This window comes from Pseudomonas sp. CROZ-RG-20F-R04-15 (genome assembly GCF_022662375.1).
Lineage (GTDB): Bacteria > Pseudomonadota > Gammaproteobacteria > Pseudomonadales > Pseudomonadaceae > Aquipseudomonas.
The window spans coordinates 26,520-40,710 of record NZ_JAKNQL010000015.1; the positions used below are offsets into that span (position 1 = coordinate 26,520).

Annotated in this window: 14 protein-coding genes and 1 tRNA gene; 7 read left to right on the forward strand and 8 right to left on the reverse strand. The window is 59.0% G+C overall.

Annotated features, from left to right (window positions below; translation table 11 throughout):
- The first annotated feature begins 40 nt into the window (after positions 1-40).
- A complete protein-coding gene (locus tag L8H52_RS20595; RefSeq protein WP_242208549.1) occupies positions 41-1,531 on the forward strand; it encodes an MDR family MFS transporter in 1,491 nt (496 codons plus the stop codon).
- A 113-nt stretch (positions 1,532-1,644) separates the two neighbouring features.
- On the opposite strand, the gene uvrB is transcribed toward L8H52_RS20595, so the two are convergent.
- Positions 1,645-3,660, reverse strand: a complete 2,016-nt coding sequence (gene uvrB / locus L8H52_RS20600; protein WP_008083013.1) for an excinuclease ABC subunit UvrB — start codon at positions 3,658-3,660, stop codon at positions 1,645-1,647.
- Between the two features lie 337 nt (positions 3,661-3,997).
- Here uvrB and L8H52_RS20605 point away from each other — a divergent pair, with 337 nt between their 5' ends.
- Together L8H52_RS20605 and L8H52_RS20610 are read left to right on the forward strand one after the other, a co-directional pair.
- Positions 3,998-5,194 (forward strand): amino acid aminotransferase, encoded by a 1,197-nt coding sequence (locus tag L8H52_RS20605; RefSeq protein WP_242208498.1) that lies wholly within the window; start codon positions 3,998-4,000, stop codon positions 5,192-5,194.
- A gap of 226 nt (positions 5,195-5,420) precedes the next feature.
- Positions 5,421-5,621 carry a hypothetical protein gene (locus L8H52_RS20610; RefSeq protein ID WP_053118898.1) on the forward strand — a complete coding sequence of 67 codons (201 nt, stop codon included), beginning with the start codon at positions 5,421-5,423 and terminating at the stop codon, positions 5,619-5,621.
- Here L8H52_RS20610 and L8H52_RS20615 read toward each other — a convergent pair.
- A complete protein-coding gene (locus tag L8H52_RS20615) occupies positions 5,618-5,848 on the reverse strand; it encodes a hypothetical protein (RefSeq protein ID WP_160057133.1) in 231 nt (76 codons plus the stop codon). The genes L8H52_RS20610 and L8H52_RS20615 overlap by 4 nt on opposite strands.
- A 219-nt stretch (positions 5,849-6,067) precedes the next feature.
- Between L8H52_RS20615 and L8H52_RS20620 the strand changes: the two genes are divergently transcribed.
- Positions 6,068-6,143: transfer RNA gene (locus tag L8H52_RS20620), tRNA-Asn, on the forward strand.
- Between the two features lie 131 nt (positions 6,144-6,274).
- On the opposite strand, the gene L8H52_RS20625 is transcribed toward L8H52_RS20620, so the two are convergent.
- Positions 6,275-7,798, reverse strand: a complete 1,524-nt coding sequence (locus L8H52_RS20625; protein WP_007913403.1) for a nucleobase:cation symporter-2 family protein — start codon at positions 7,796-7,798, stop codon at positions 6,275-6,277.
- 254 nt (positions 7,799-8,052) lie between these two features.
- On the opposite strand from L8H52_RS20625, the gene L8H52_RS20630 reads away from it, so the two are divergent.
- Both L8H52_RS20630 and L8H52_RS20635 read left to right on the forward strand, forming a co-directional pair.
- A complete protein-coding gene (locus tag L8H52_RS20630; RefSeq protein WP_242208550.1) occupies positions 8,053-8,337 on the forward strand; it encodes a BrnT family toxin in 285 nt (94 codons plus the stop codon).
- Between the two features lie 3 nt (positions 8,338-8,340).
- Complete coding sequence (locus L8H52_RS20635) at positions 8,341-8,667, forward strand: BrnA antitoxin family protein (protein WP_093432035.1); 327 nt, start codon at positions 8,341-8,343, stop codon at positions 8,665-8,667.
- Here L8H52_RS20635 and L8H52_RS20640 read toward each other — a convergent pair.
- Both L8H52_RS20640 and xth read right to left on the reverse strand, forming a co-directional pair.
- The gene (locus tag L8H52_RS20640) at positions 8,664-9,497 is read right to left on the reverse strand and encodes an arylamine N-acetyltransferase (protein ID WP_242208499.1); all 834 of its coding nucleotides are present in this window, start codon (positions 9,495-9,497) and stop codon (positions 8,664-8,666) included. The genes L8H52_RS20635 and L8H52_RS20640 overlap by 4 nt on opposite strands.
- 101 nt (positions 9,498-9,598) lie before the next feature.
- Complete coding sequence (xth, locus tag L8H52_RS20645; protein WP_242208500.1) at positions 9,599-10,393, reverse strand: exodeoxyribonuclease III; 795 nt, start codon at positions 10,391-10,393, stop codon at positions 9,599-9,601.
- A gap of 129 nt (positions 10,394-10,522) precedes the next feature.
- Here xth and L8H52_RS20650 point away from each other — a divergent pair, with 129 nt between their 5' ends.
- The gene (locus tag L8H52_RS20650) at positions 10,523-11,098 is read left to right on the forward strand and encodes a GNAT family protein (RefSeq protein WP_242208501.1); all 576 of its coding nucleotides are present in this window, start codon (positions 10,523-10,525) and stop codon (positions 11,096-11,098) included.
- A 4-nt stretch (positions 11,099-11,102) separates the two neighbouring features.
- Here the strand turns inward: L8H52_RS20650 and L8H52_RS20655 are convergent, their stop codons facing one another.
- From L8H52_RS20655 to L8H52_RS20665, 3 genes are all read right to left on the reverse strand, one after another.
- A complete protein-coding gene (locus tag L8H52_RS20655) occupies positions 11,103-12,545 on the reverse strand; it encodes a mechanosensitive ion channel family protein (RefSeq protein WP_242208502.1) in 1,443 nt (480 codons plus the stop codon).
- A 222-nt stretch (positions 12,546-12,767) separates the two neighbouring features.
- Positions 12,768-13,394, reverse strand: a complete 627-nt coding sequence (ycaC, locus tag L8H52_RS20660) for an isochorismate family cysteine hydrolase YcaC (RefSeq protein WP_127926560.1) — start codon at positions 13,392-13,394, stop codon at positions 12,768-12,770.
- Positions 13,395-13,450: 56 nt separating this feature from the next.
- Positions 13,451-14,134, reverse strand: a complete 684-nt coding sequence (locus L8H52_RS20665) for an isochorismatase family protein (RefSeq protein ID WP_242208503.1) — start codon at positions 14,132-14,134, stop codon at positions 13,451-13,453.
- Between the last annotated feature and the right edge of the window lie 57 nt (positions 14,135-14,191).

The following is a 14,191-nucleotide window of genomic DNA, read 5'->3' on the forward strand; positions in this document are numbered from 1 at the left end:
CCGCCCGGTCGGCGAACCGACCCGGCGCGATTGGATTGCAGTGATGAGCGTGATGCTCGGCGCCTTTATGGCCGTGCTCGACATCCAGATCACCAACTCATCGCTCAAAGACATCCAGGGCGCGTTGTCGGCGACGCTGGAAGAAGGCTCGTGGATTTCCACTTCGTATCTGGTCGCGGAGATCATCATGATCCCGCTGACCGCGTGGCTGGTGCAGTTGCTCTCGGCGCGGCGACTGGCGGTGTGGGTGTCGCTGGGGTTTCTGGTTTCCTCGCTGCTGTGCTCGATGGCCTGGAGCCTGGAAAGCATGATTGTCTTTCGCGCCATGCAAGGTTTTACCGGCGGCGCGCTGATCCCGCTGGCGTTCACCCTGACCCTGATCAAACTCCCCGAACACCACCGCGCCAAAGGCATGGCGATGTTCGCCATGACCGCCACCTTCGCGCCGTCCATCGGCCCGACGCTGGGCGGCTGGCTCACGGAAAACTGGGGCTGGGAATACATCTTCTATATCAACATTCCGCCGGGCCTGATCATGATCGCCGGGTTGATGTACGGACTGGAGAAGAAAGAAGCGCACTGGGAATTGCTGAAAAGCACCGACTACACCGGCATCCTCACGCTAGGGATTGGCCTCGGTTGCTTGCAGGTGTTTCTTGAAGAAGGCCATCGCAAGGACTGGCTCGAATCGAGCCTGATCGTGACGCTGGGCAGCATTGCGCTGGTGAGCCTGATCACCTTTGTGATCGTGCAGATTTCCAAACCCAATCCACTGATCAACCTGGGCATTCTGCGTAATCGCAACTTCGGTTTATCGAGTATTTCCAGCCTGGGGATGGGGGTCGGGTTGTACGGCTCGATTTATTTGTTGCCGTTGTATCTGGCGCAGATCCAGAACTACAACGCCCTGCAGATCGGCGAAGTGATCATGTGGATGGGCGTGCCGCAGCTGTTTCTGATTCCACTGGTGCCGAAGCTGATGAAGATCATTTCACCGAAATGGTTGTGCACGCTGGGGTTCGGATTGTTTGGTCTGGCGAGTTTTTCGTCGGGGGTGCTCAACCCGGATTTCGCCGGGCCGCAGTTCAATCAGATTCAGATTATCCGAGCGTTAGGGCAGCCGCTGATCATGGTAACCATTTCGCTGATCGCCACGGCGTACATCCTGCCGCAGGACGCGGGGTCGGCGTCGAGTCTGTTCAATATCCTGCGAAATCTGGGAGGCGCGATTGGTATTGCCCTGCTCGCGACGCTACTGGACGCGCGCACCAAGACGTACTTCGATTATCTGCGTGAGGCGGTGGTGCCGACCAACCCGCAGGTGGCCGAGCGACTGGCGTCGATGACCGATCGGTTTGGCAGTGATACGGCGGCGTTGGGTAAGTTGAGTGAGATCGTCCATCAGCAGGCAGCGATCATGGCTTACAACGATGCGTTTCACTTTGTCGGGATTGCGCTGGGGATCAGCATGCTCGCCGTCTTGTTGACCAAGAAATTGCCACAAGGATTGAAGGCTGGGGAGTCTCATTAAGACCGAGTCGCCGCCATTCGCGAGCAAGCTCGCTCCCACTTTGGATCTGTGTCGTGCACAAATCCCCGTGGGAGCGAGCCTGCTCGCGAAGAGGCCCGCTCAGGCGATGAAGATCAAACGGCCAAAAGCCGCTCGCGCAGTTTGGCAATTTCATCGCGCATCTGCGCCGCCGCTTCAAACTCCAGATCCCGCGCCAGCTGATACATCTTCTCTTCCAGCGCACGGATGCGTTTGGTGATTTCGCTCGGCGAGCGCAGTTCGGCTTCGTACTTGGCGTTCTCTTCGGCAGCCTTGGCCATGCCTTTGCGCTTCTTGCTGCGCGAGCCCGGCACGGTGGCGCCTTCCATGATGTCGGCGACATCCTTGAACACGCCCTTCGGGGTAATACCGTTTTCGAGGTTGAAGGCGATCTGTTTGTCGCGACGACGCTCGGTTTCGCCAATCGCCCGCTCCATCGAACCGGTCATGCGATCGGCATACAGAATCGCCCGGCCATTGAGGTTCCGCGCCGCGCGGCCAATGGTCTGGATCAATGAACGCTCGGAACGCAGGAAACCTTCCTTGTCCGCATCGAGGATCGCCACCAGCGACACTTCCGGCATGTCCAGGCCTTCACGCAGCAAGTTGATGCCGACCAGCACATCGAAAGTGCCAAGGCGCAGATCGCGAATGATCTCGACCCGTTCAACCGTGTCGATGTCCGAGTGCAGATAACGTACGCGCACACCGTGATCGGCGAGGTAATCGGTGAGGTCTTCGGCCATGCGTTTGGTCAGCGTAGTGACCAGCACGCGCTCTTCGATCGCCACGCGCTTGGAAATTTCCGACAGCAGATCGTCGACCTGGGTCAGCGCCGGGCGTACTTCAATCTGCGGATCGACCAGCCCGGTCGGGCGCACCAGTTGCTCGACCACGCGCCCAGCATGTTCGGCTTCGTAGTTACCGGGTGTCGCCGAGACAAAAATGGTCTGCGGGCTGACCCCTTCCCACTCGTCAAACCGCATCGGCCGGTTGTCCAGCGCCGAGGGCAAACGGAAGCCGTATTCGACGAGGGTTTCCTTACGCGAACGGTCGCCTTTATACATCGCGCCGACCTGCGGCACGCTGACGTGGGATTCGTCGATCACCAGCAACGCATCCGCCGGCAGGTAATCGTAAAGGGTTGGCGGCGCGGCACCGGCCGGACGCCCGGACAGGTAGCGCGAGTAGTTTTCGATGCCGTTGCAGTAACCCAGTTCGAGGATCATTTCCAGGTCGAAACGGGTGCGCTGTTCCAGCCGCTGGGCTTCCACCAGTTTGTTATTGCTGCGCAGGTATTCGAGGCGTTCCTGCAGTTCGACCTTGATGTGTTCAATGGCGTCGAGCAGGGTTTCCCGTGGCGTCACATAGTGGCTCTTCGGGTAAAAGGTGAAGCGCGGCATCTTGCGGATGACTTCACCGGTCAGCGGGTCGAACGCAGAAATGCTTTCGACCTCGTCATCGAACAGCTCGATGCGAATCGCTTCCAGATCGGATTCCGCCGGATAAATGTCGATCACATCGCCACGCACACGGAAGGTCGCGCGGGCAAAATCCATGTCGTTGCGGGTGTATTGCAGGTCGGCCAGACGCCGCAGCAACGCACGCTGATCAAGTTTGTCGCCGCGATCGACGTGCAGCACCATCTTCAAATAGGTTTCCGGGCTACCGAGACCATAGATACACGACACCGTGGTGACGATGATCGCGTCCTTGCGCTCCAGCAACGCTTTGGTCGCGGACAGGCGCATCTGCTCGATGTGGTCGTTGATCGACGCATCCTTCTCGATAAAGGTGTCGGACGACGGCACATAGGCTTCGGGCTGGTAGTAGTCGTAGTAGGAAACGAAATATTCGACGGCGTTGTTCGGGAAAAACGCCTTGAACTCGCCGTACAACTGCGCAGCCAGGGTTTTGTTCGGTGCCAGCACCAGCGTCGGGCGCTGAATCTGCGAGATGACATTGGCGATGCTGAAGGTCTTGCCCGAGCCGGTCACACCGAGCAACGTCTGGTGCGCCAGGCCGGCTTCGATGCCCTCCACCAGTTGGCGAATGGCCTCCGGCTGATCGCCGGCGGGCTCGAAGCGGGTGACGAGCTGGAATTCGGACATAAACACCTCTGGAATCGCGGCATTCCGAGTAAAGCGGAGCACCACGGGGACGACCGCAAACGACCGGTGTCGCGCAAGAAAAAAGCTGGATTGTGCTCAATGTGGTGGCGATTGCCTCACCTTTCAAGGCAAACGTCCTACATCCGGTAAAGACTCTGACACGCGCAGTCGACTAACGGTCAAGAAATAATCGGAAAAACTTGGCCTAAAAGCCGAATCGCCTGTCGCCATTGTTCAGTAATGGCCTCTATACTAGCTCCCCGTTTGTGCACCGCTCTAGTGCATCCGGCTGGAGCGCGACACGTCCCTCCATTCTCCATTCAGAGCCGCCGCAATAATGAGCCTGTTCTCCGCTGTCGAAATGGCACCCCGCGATCCAATCCTGGGCCTCAACGAAGCATTCAACGCCGATACCCGGACCACCAAGGTCAACCTGGGCGTTGGCGTGTACTGCAACGAAGAGGGGCGAATTCCACTTCTGCGCGCCGTGATCGAAGCCGAAACCATTCGCGCTGCTCAACACGCTTCGCGCGGTTACTTGCCGATCGATGGCATCGCGGCCTACGACCAGGCCGTGCAAAAGCTGCTGTTTGGCAACGACTCGCCGCTGATCAGCGCCGGTCGCGTCATCACCACTCAGGCCGTCGGCGGGACCGGCGCACTGAAGATCGGTGCCGACTTCCTCAAGCAACTGCTGCCGAACGCTGTTGTAGCGATCAGCGACCCGAGCTGGGAAAACCACCGCGCGCTGTTCGAAACCGCTGGTTTCCCAGTGCAGAACTACCGCTACTACGACGCAGCCACCCACGACGTTAACCGTGCCGGCATGCTCGAAGACCTCAACGCCCTGCCGAATGGCTCGATCGTTATCCTCCACGCGTGCTGCCACAACCCGACCGGCGTCGACCTGACCCCGGCGGACTGGAACAACGTGCTGGAAGTGGTCCGCGCCAAAGGGCACGTGCCGTTCCTCGACATGGCCTACCAAGGCTTCGGCGACGGTATCGACGAAGACGCCGCAGCTGTGCGCCTGTTCGCTGAATCCGGCCTGACCTTCTTCGTTTCGAGCTCGTTCTCCAAGTCGTTTTCGCTGTACGGCGAGCGCGTTGGCGCCCTGTCGATCATCAGCGAATCGAAAGAAGAAAGCGCGCGCGTGCTGTCGCAGGTCAAGCGTGTGATCCGCACCAACTACTCTAACCCGCCGACTCACGGTGCGAGTATCGTGGCTGCCGTGTTGAACAGCCCGGAACTGCGCGCGCAGTGGGAAGCCGAGCTGGCTGAAATGCGTTTGCGCATTCGCGGCATGCGTACGCAGATGGTCGATCTGCTGGCCGAAAAAGCCCCGGGTCGCGACTTCAGCTTCGTTGGTCGTCAGCGCGGCATGTTCTCCTACTCCGGCCTGACCACTGAGCAAGTGCATCGCCTGCGTAACGAGTTCGGCATTTACGCACTGGACACCGGCCGGATCTGCGTGGCTGCGCTGAACCAGAGCAACATCAAGGCTGTAACGGATGCGATTGTTCAGGTCATCTGATTTCAGCGCGTGATGAAAAACGGGAAGCCTTGGGGCTTCCCGTTTTTTATTTGTCCGAAGGAATGCCACATTCCCTCTAAACTGCACACAAATCTGAAGAGTGGGAGCGAGCCTGCTCGCGAATGCAGTGGGTCAGTCGCCATCATTGTTGGCAGACAAACCGCATTCGCGAGCAGGCTCGCTCCCACAGGTTATGCGTACATCCGAGATTTTTGAGAGAACCCATATGAAAAACGACAACCTGCGCGCCGACCGTGACGATCTGGATGATTTCATCCCCCGCGCCTCGGCCAAACGCGAAAAAAGCCTGGTGCTGCAAGTGGCTGCCGGGGTGTTTCTCGGCGGCCTGGTGCTGTGGCTGGTGCAACTGGCAGCCACAGCGGCTTACGCCAAACTGATGCTGGGTACCATTACCTTCGGCAGTTAAGCCAGTTCGCTCGCACGCTGAGTGGCGGCATCGTCATAAGCGACGTAAAGCGATTCGGCGATCTGGCTTTTGATCGCTTTGGTGCTTTCCAGACCGAGGACAAAACCTTCGGCCTTGCCGCCGGCGCGGTTCAATTCTTCAGCGGTGCCAGCCTGAGTGATTGCGTCGAAGAGTTTTTCGGCGTGTGGACCGACGCCTTTGGGCAGGCTGATTTGCGCGATGCTCATGCGAACACCTCGTTGTTGCGGATTGAATGCTTCATGGCACGTACCTTTTCGGCGAATGGCCGGCAGCGCGTGTGACCACTTCCGGGCGGCTATGGTAGACCTCTGCTACGGTTCTGGTAACCGCCAATCACTGACAAACCGCCCGTCGTCCTGATCAATCACTTAATTTCACAACGAGTGCTTGACTAGTCTTTTTAAATCAGTAACATACGCACAAATTCCGCAATAGCTCAGTTGGTAGAGCAAATGACTGTTAATCATTGGGTCCCTGGTTCGAGTCCAGGTTGTGGAGCCAAATAGCAAAGCCCCTGAATCGAAAGATTCAGGGGCTTTTTTGTGGGCGCTCGAAAAGATCTTTTAAGCGGCAAATGAAAAAGGGCCGATCTGTATAAAACAGATCGGCCCTTTTTCATTCAGTTACAGCGGTCAGACATGCTCGCTGCTTTTCACCTGCACCTTCGGCGCGCCATGACCATGATCGTGATCATCCGGCTCGATCACCGGCACTTCCTTGCCATCGCAGTCGTGCAACTTGCCGTCGCTGAAGTAATCGCCTTCACGCAGCGCCGCCAGATCGCGATAACGCAGGGTCCGCTCCTCGGCTGCGGCAAACACCGATTGCTGATCCGAGTTACCGGCGGTGAAGTGGTTGAACGCCAGGTTGAGCAGAATCGCCATGATCGCCGATGAGCTGATGCCCGAGTGGAAAATGGTCGCGAACCAGCTTGGGAAGTGATCGTAGAAGTTCGGCGCAGCAATCGGGATCATGCCGAAACCGATCGAGGTGGCGACGATGATCAGGTTGACGTTGTTGCGGTAATCAACCTTGGACAGCGTACGGATGCCGCTCGCTGCCACGGTGCCGAACAGCACGATACCGGCACCACCGAGCACCGAAGTCGGCACTGCCGCAATGACCCGGCCCATGAATGGCAGCAGGCCGAGGATGACCAGGAAGATACCGCCCGTAGCGACCACGTAACGGCTCTTGATCCCGGTGACGGCCACCAGCCCGACGTTCTGGGCGAACGCGCTCTGGGTGAACGAACCGAAGATCGGCGCAAACATGCTCGACAGCATGTCCGCCCGCAGGCCATTGCCGAGACGTTTGGAATCGACCTTGGTGCCGATGATTTCACCGACTGCCAGAATGTCTGCCGAAGTTTCCACCAGCGTCACCATGACCACGATGCACATCGACAGGATCGCGGCGAAGTGGAAGGTTGGCATGCCGAAATGAAACGGCGTCGGGAAACCGAACATCGGTCCGGTGGTGACGCTGGAGAAGTCCGCCATGCCGAGGAACACCGCCAGCACCGTGCCGATCACCATGGCCAACAGGATCGACAGGCGTGAGATGGTCGAGCTGCCGACCTTGCTCAGCAACAACACCAGCACCAGTGTGACTGCCGCCAGACCGATGTTCTGCATGCTGCCGAAGTCCGGCGCGTGGCTGTTGCCACCCATCGCCCAGCGCGCGGCCACCGGCATCAGCGTCAGGCCGATGGTGGTGATCACGATGCCGGTGACCAGCGGCGGGAAGAACTTGGTGATGCGCGAGAACACTGGTGTGATCAACAAGCCTATCAAGGACGCCGCAATCACTGCGCCCAGCACCGACTGGAAGCCGCCCTCCCCGCCACTGCTGACGATCGCGACCATGGTCGCCACGCCGGAGAACGACACGCCCTGTACCAGCGGCAACTGACAGCCAAAAAACGGCAGACCCAGGGTTTGCAGCAGTGTCGCCAGCCCCCCCGCAAACAATGAAGCAGCAATCAGCAAACCAATGTCCGCCGGCGACAGGCCGGCCGCCTGGCCAATGATCAGTGGCACCGCAACGATACCGCCGTACATGGTCAGAACATGTTGCAGGCCGTAAGCCATATTCGCGCCGACCCCGAGATTTTCGTCCTCGGGCCGTTGGTGTGAAACATGGGGCGTTTTCATGGTGGGGGGTTCCCTGGTTTTTGTTATGCGCACACTGTATTCAATACTCGTGACAAATGTCCATAGAGTTGTATACAACTTATCAGTCACATAATGGATAGGTAGCCACCCAAGCTTCTAGCCCGCTGCTCCCATCCCCCACAAATCCGGCAACACTTCCTCTCCAGTGCCCTCGCCTGCCGCCACTACGCTGAAGTGTTCACGGCGACCGACGGTGCGGTCGCGCTCTTTTTTATACATATAAAGTATGCATAATTAAGTCAATTGAAATTCAGTACGACAAAAGCAAGAACGCAGCCAACAAACTCAAGCACAAGGGCGTCAGCCTCGCGGAAACCGAACCGGTCTTTCACGACGAACGAGCACTGACAATCGAGGACAACGACCATGACGAACAGCGCTGGATCACTATTGGCCTCAACGGCAAAGGGCGCTTGTTGGTCGTTGCTTACAGTTACCGGGATGCGAATGTCGTTCGAATCATTTCTGCACGTGTCGCCACACCCAGCGAACGTAGCACTTATTTTCTGGAGGCTTGATCGATGCAAGACGAATATGACTTCTCTCAGGGCAAACGCGGTGCATTGGCGTCAAACAAGGGCAAAACCCGCATCACCATCATGCTGGATGACGCCGTCATCGAAGCGGCGCGAACGGTCGCGGAAAACGAAGGATTCGGTTATCAGACGGTGATCAATAACACCCTGCGTCATGCCCTGCTCGATGCCGTTGCCAAACCGGAACAAGCCGAATCGAGCGGGCAATTCAAGAAAGGCATCACCGCCGCAGACCTCAAGAGTCTCGAGAAAAAACTGTCGGCAGCGGTCGGGGAAATCCGCCGAGTGCTCGAGCCAGACGCCAAGCCCTAAACGGAAGCCGGTACGATCATCCGCGCCAAAGCCTGCCGTATGTGGGGCAGATCCGGCAGGTGCAGAGCAAACTCGCGCGCCAGCAATTCAATCAGCTCATCGACCTGTGTCACTTCGCGCCGCTCGCTGCTGGCGCCCATGCGATGAACAGCGAAACTGCCGTTGTTCAGCGTCTTGCGCCAGCCATTACCCGTGCGCGCGACCATCAAACGCTGAGTGAACGGTGACTCTGGATGCGTCGAGACATACCAGTTGCCAATGGTGTAATCGATGTCTTCCTGGCGCTGCAGGTCGAACAGGTACATCGGCCGCCATTCACCCGCCACGTGGGCACGCAGCATGTAGCCGTCGGCCTGCGTTTCAATGCGATAAGGTTCGTGAGGGGTCGCTTGCTCGGTCTCGGTGTCGAGCAGCAGCGGCGCGGTCGGGACCATGCCACCGAAGCCGACATCGCTGATGTAACGCACGTCGTCGATGGTCACCAGACTCAAACGGTGCGTGCGCGCTGTCCAGCTGCCTTCGGGCTGATTCATCACCACCCGCCCGCTGATGGCGCGAGCGTCGAAACCCAATTCCAGCAACAAGGCAAAAAACAGGTTGTTGAGCTCATAGCAGTAACCACCGTGCCCACCGAGCAGGACTTTTTCCTCGATGGACGGCAGATCGATCAACACCGGAGCCCCGGTGATCGTCGCCAGATTCTCGAAAGGAAAAACACCGGTGTGGCGCAGTTGCAATACGCGCAAGGTGTCCAGCGTGGGTGCCGGCGGGGCATCAAATCCCAAGCGTTGCAGGTACAGCTTCAGATTCGTCAGGCGTGGCTCGCTCATTGCTCGGTCCTTATGCATGGGGCCGCAGGTCACTGCGTTGATGGTCGCCATGTATACGGGATCGGGCGGTGTTTTCGACAATTGATTTCGCCAATCGCCCGCTAGCGTTTCTTGCGTGAGCCGATACGAATCCACGTCGGCGCATGGTCGCTGGCATGCGGCTCGTTGCGCACCCAGGCGTCGACCCCGGCCTCATACAGATACGGACTCAGCGCAGGGTTGAGCAGCAGATGATCGATGCGCAGTCCGGAGTTGGTTTGCCAGTGTTGGCGGAAATAATCCCAAAACGTATAGAGACGATCCTCGGGATACAGATGGCGCAGCGAATCGGTCCAGCCCTGATCGAGCAGGCGCTGATAACACTCGCGGCTCTGCGGTTGCAGCAACGCATCCTTGAGCCAGGAGCGGGTGTTGTAGATGTCCATGTCAGTGGGCACGACGTTGTAATCACCGGCCAGCACCACCGGGTGATCGCTGCTCTGCAGGTCTTTGGCGTAGCTGATCAGCCGTTCGAACCAGGCCAGTTTGTAATCGAATTTGGGTCCCGGCTGCGGATTGCCGTTGGGCAGGTACAGGCAACCGACCAACACGCCATGTACCGCCGCTTCCAGATAACGACTGTGCTTGTCATCCGGATCGCCCGGCAGACCGCGTCGACTCTCCAGCGGTTGCGCGTCACGGGCGAGAATCGCCACGCCGTTCCACGAGGCCTGGCCTTGCCAGATCGCGCCATAACCGGCGGCTTCCAGTTCTGCCGCAGGGAATGCCGTGTCGACAGACTTGAGTTCTTGCAGGCAGGCGATATCCGGTTGTTCGCGCTTGAGCCAATCCAGCAGATTTGGCAGACGCGCGCGTAAACCGTTGACGTTGTAGGTGGCGATTCGCAGGTTTTTCATCGGCGCAGGCTCCTGTCCGTGTGCTGTGAAAATTCTGACCTCGTGAACATCGTGGCGGTTGCATCGGATCAGCCCGCTGCGGCGTAATAGGCGCTCGCCATTCGCCCGCTCTGCCGAGACCTGACTTCCATGAAAACCACGCTGCAAGGTCAGCGCATTCTTCTGCGCCCGCTTGAGTATTCCGATGCCGCTGCCCTGCTCCACGCGGCCGCTGACGGCGAATTGTGGAACCTCACCGTCACCGTGGTGCCTTCGGTCAGCACTGTCGACAGTTATCTGAAAAAGGCACTCGATGGGCGGGATGCCGGCACGGTGATGCCGTTCGTCATCGTTCTCAAGGAGACCGGCGAAGTCATCGGCTCCACGCGCTTCTGGAAGATCGACCCGCTCAATCGCAAGCTGGAAATCGGCAGCAGCTGGATCGCGGCGAGCTGGCAAAAATCTTTCGTCAACACCGAAGCCAAGTACCTGATGCTGCGTCACGCCTTCGAAGTTCTCGATTGCGTGCGCGTGCAGTTCACCACCGACGAGAACAACGAGAAGTCACGCAACGCCATCCTGCGCCTTGGCGCGCAACAGGAAGGCATCGTCCGGCATGAGCGGATCATGCCGGATGGACGCAAGCGCAACTCGGTGCGCTTCAGCATCATCGACGACGAGTGGCCGCAGGTGCGTTTGCAACTGGAGCAGAAACTCGGCGCCTGACCCTTCAGGCGCGATTGCGCAGCCACTGCAGAAAGCCTTTTTTCGCCACCACCACCGGCGCTTCCTCGGTCAGCGATTGCGCCTTGTGCAGACGGTAATCGAGCAAGGTTTTCATGGCATCGCTGATATCGTGGCGAGCGTCCAAGCAAGGCTTCAGGTAAGTCTTCTCGATGCGGTACAGAGCGCAAAAGGTTTTCGCGGCAAACTTGGCCGGCACAGAAGAATCGGAAAGTATGCCGGCCTCGCCGATGACTTCGCCGGGGCCCATGCGCCCGGACTCGAACGGCGAGCCATGGCGGGTCAAGGTCACCGTGACCACCCCCGACTCGATAATGAACAAGTGATCGCTGACCTCCCCCGCCTCAAGAATTGTCTCGCCGGCACGGAAACTTTGCAGGGTCATGTTCTGGCTGAAGGTTTCCTTCTCTTCCTGGCGCAACGTCGAGAAAATCGGCGAGCTGTCGAGCAATGCCCGTGGCCGCGAAAGATTGGCCGGCGCACCGGTTTCATTGCTCGATAGCAAACTTACTCCGGACGCCTGCAAGTGCCGATACGCCAGATCAAACAGTTGATTGCGCACCACGCGCTTCTCGCCCATCGAGGCAACGAAACCGCTGATCTCGTACTCCGCGCCACTGCTGCCGGAGCTTTTCAGTGCCACGCTCGGCGCTGGCGTGTCGAGCAGTTGCCGGCAGCCCTGCATTGCCCGCTCCAGCGCATCGATTACCGAACTGGGTCGCGCATGCGGACTGACCTGCACACTGACCGAGACGCCGAACATATTGCTCGGCCGACTGAAGTTGATGATCTTGGCCTTGGCCGCCAGCGAGTTAGGGATCACCGCCATGCTGCCCTGACTGGTTTGCAGGCGCGTGGCGCGCCAGTCGATGTCGGTGACCCGGCCTTCGGTGCCGTCGATGGAAATCCAGTCATCCAGTTGATAAGGCTTGGTGGTGTTGAGGACGATGCCGGAGAACACGTCGCTGAGGGTGCTCTGCAAGGCCAGACCGACGATGATCGCCAATGCGCCAGAGGTGGCCAGCACGCCTTTGACCGGCAGATCCAGCACGTAGGCCAGCGCGGCAATGATCGCGATGAGGAAAATTACCGCACCGAGCAGATCCTGCAACAGCCGCCCGGTGTGGCCGACCCGTTGCATCATCACTGCGCCGATCAACACCGTCAGGGTGCGCGCGCCGAACAGCCACCAGCCGATCTGCAACCCGGTCGCCGCCAGGTGCAGCGGCACGTTGTCGACCCACGGCGCCGGCTCCATCGGGTTGAGGCCTTCGTTGAACAGCAGCACGCTGAACAACGTGAAAATCAGCACCCGCACCAGCAGTTTCCACTCGCTGCCATGGGAGGAGATCAGGCGCCACAGGCCCAGATCGAGGAGGATCAGGATCAACGCGCAGAACAACGGATGTTCGGTGAGCAGAGACAGCATCAAACAACTCCGACGGGGGCCAATCGCGAGAAGATCGCACAGATTGAGCAAGTGTAGGAGCAATTGATTTCAGAGCATGAACGCCCGCGCAAAAACACCGCAAAACCAAATGTGGGAGCGAGCCTGCTCGCGAATGCGGTGGATCAGTCAAAGGTGCATCGACTGACCTGACGCCTTCGCGAGCAGGCTCGCTCCCACAGGGGTTTCGTGGTGTGTCGAGGATTATTTACCGTTGGTCAGGGTGCTGTAGCTGGTCATCAGGTTGCGGTAATCCGGGATGTGGTTGGAGAACAGCGTGCCCAGCCCTTCGATGTCGTTGCGCCAGTCGCGATGCAGCTCGCAGGCCAGACCGAACCAGGTCATCAATTGCGCACCGGCGCTGGACATGCGGTTCCACGCCGATTCGCGGGTCAGTTCGTTGAACGTACCGGACGCGTCAGTCACCACAAAGACGTCGAAGCCTTCTTCCAGCGCCGACAACGCCGGGAACGCCACGCAGACTTCGGTCACCACACCGGCAATGATCAGTTGCTTCTTGCCGGTCGCCTTGATCGCTTTGACGAAATCCTCGTTGTCCCAGGCGTTGATCTGGCCAGGACGGGCGATGTACGGCGCTTCCGGGAACAGCGCTTTCAGCTCTGGCACCAGCGGGCCGTTGGGGCCGGTTTCGAAACTGGTGGTGAGGATCGTTGGCAGTTTGAAGTACTTGGCCAGATCGGCCAGCGCCAGCACGTTGTTCTTGAATTTGTCCGGTTCAATGTCACGCACCAGCGACAGCAGTCCGGCCTGATGGTCGACCAGCAGTACCGCAGCGTTGTTCTTGTCCAGACGTTTGTATTGAGTGGTCATAGCAGTAATCCTCGCGGGTGGTAGAGGCCGACGGGGGTCGGCCTCAGGTGACTCGATCAGCGCTGGGAATCCAGCACTTCGTGTTCGTTCGCGACTTGCTGAGCCTTGAGGTAACTCTCGATCAGCAATTGATAATGGGGCATGGCTTGGGCGTAGACGGCCGCCCACTGCTCGGCATCGGGACGGTTCCACGAGCCTTGCAGCTCGGAAAGCGTAGCCATGATGTCGATCGGCACCACCCCGGCCTGGGCCAAACGGGCAACTGTCAGATCAGTGGCAAGTTTGGAGTGATTGCCGGACGCGTCGACCACGGCGAACACCTTGTAGCCTTCGTGCACGGCGGCGATCGACGGGAACGCCAGGCACACGCTGGTCAGGGTGCCGGCGATCACCAGGGTTTTCTTGCCGGTGGCTTTCACTGCGGCGTGAAACTGCGGGTTGTCCCAGGCATTGATCTCGCCTTTGCGCGCCACGTATTGCGCATGCGGTGCGGCTTCGTGGATTTCCGGAATCAACGGCCCGTTCGGCCCTTGCGGCACGGAGGCGGTGGTGATCACCGGCATCTTCAACAGGGTCGCAGCCTTGGCCAGTGCGATGGCGTTCGCGCGCAGTTGCGGCACGTCCATGTCCTTGACGATCTGTAACAGACCGCTCTGATGGTCGATCAACAACATGGCCGCGTCGCTGGCATCGATGGTCGGTTTCTGGCCGTCGAAGTTCGCTGCATTGACAGTGTTCATGGGCGTTTCCTCTTTTCTATAGGCAACAGCCATCCTTGGCCTGCGAACCGGCCTACG

What these genes read in the sequence shown, in the direction of transcription:
- uvrB (WP_008083013.1), bottom strand. Translation starts at nt 3,660, where the DNA reads ATGTCCGAATTCCAGCTCGTCACCCGCTTCGAGCCCGCCGGCGATCAG.
- L8H52_RS20605 (WP_242208498.1), top strand. Translation starts at nt 3,998, where the DNA reads ATGAGCCTGTTCTCCGCTGTCGAAATGGCACCCCGCGATCCAATCCTG.
- L8H52_RS20610 (WP_053118898.1), top strand. Translation starts at nt 5,421, where the DNA reads ATGAAAAACGACAACCTGCGCGCCGACCGTGACGATCTGGATGATTTC.
- L8H52_RS20615 (WP_160057133.1), bottom strand. Translation starts at nt 5,848, where the DNA reads ATGAGCATCGCGCAAATCAGCCTGCCCAAAGGCGTCGGTCCACACGCC.
- L8H52_RS20625 (WP_007913403.1), bottom strand. Translation starts at nt 7,798, where the DNA reads ATGAAAACGCCCCATGTTTCACACCAACGGCCCGAGGACGAAAATCTC.
- L8H52_RS20635 (WP_093432035.1), top strand. Translation starts at nt 8,341, where the DNA reads ATGCAAGACGAATATGACTTCTCTCAGGGCAAACGCGGTGCATTGGCG.
- L8H52_RS20640 (WP_242208499.1), bottom strand. Translation starts at nt 9,497, where the DNA reads ATGAGCGAGCCACGCCTGACGAATCTGAAGCTGTACCTGCAACGCTTG.
- xth (WP_242208500.1), bottom strand. Translation starts at nt 10,393, where the DNA reads ATGAAAAACCTGCGAATCGCCACCTACAACGTCAACGGTTTACGCGCG.
- L8H52_RS20650 (WP_242208501.1), top strand. Translation starts at nt 10,523, where the DNA reads ATGAAAACCACGCTGCAAGGTCAGCGCATTCTTCTGCGCCCGCTTGAG.
- L8H52_RS20655 (WP_242208502.1), bottom strand. Translation starts at nt 12,545, where the DNA reads ATGCTGTCTCTGCTCACCGAACATCCGTTGTTCTGCGCGTTGATCCTG.
- ycaC (WP_127926560.1), bottom strand. Translation starts at nt 13,394, where the DNA reads ATGACCACTCAATACAAACGTCTGGACAAGAACAACGCTGCGGTACTG.
- L8H52_RS20665 (WP_242208503.1), bottom strand. Translation starts at nt 14,134, where the DNA reads ATGAACACTGTCAATGCAGCGAACTTCGACGGCCAGAAACCGACCATC.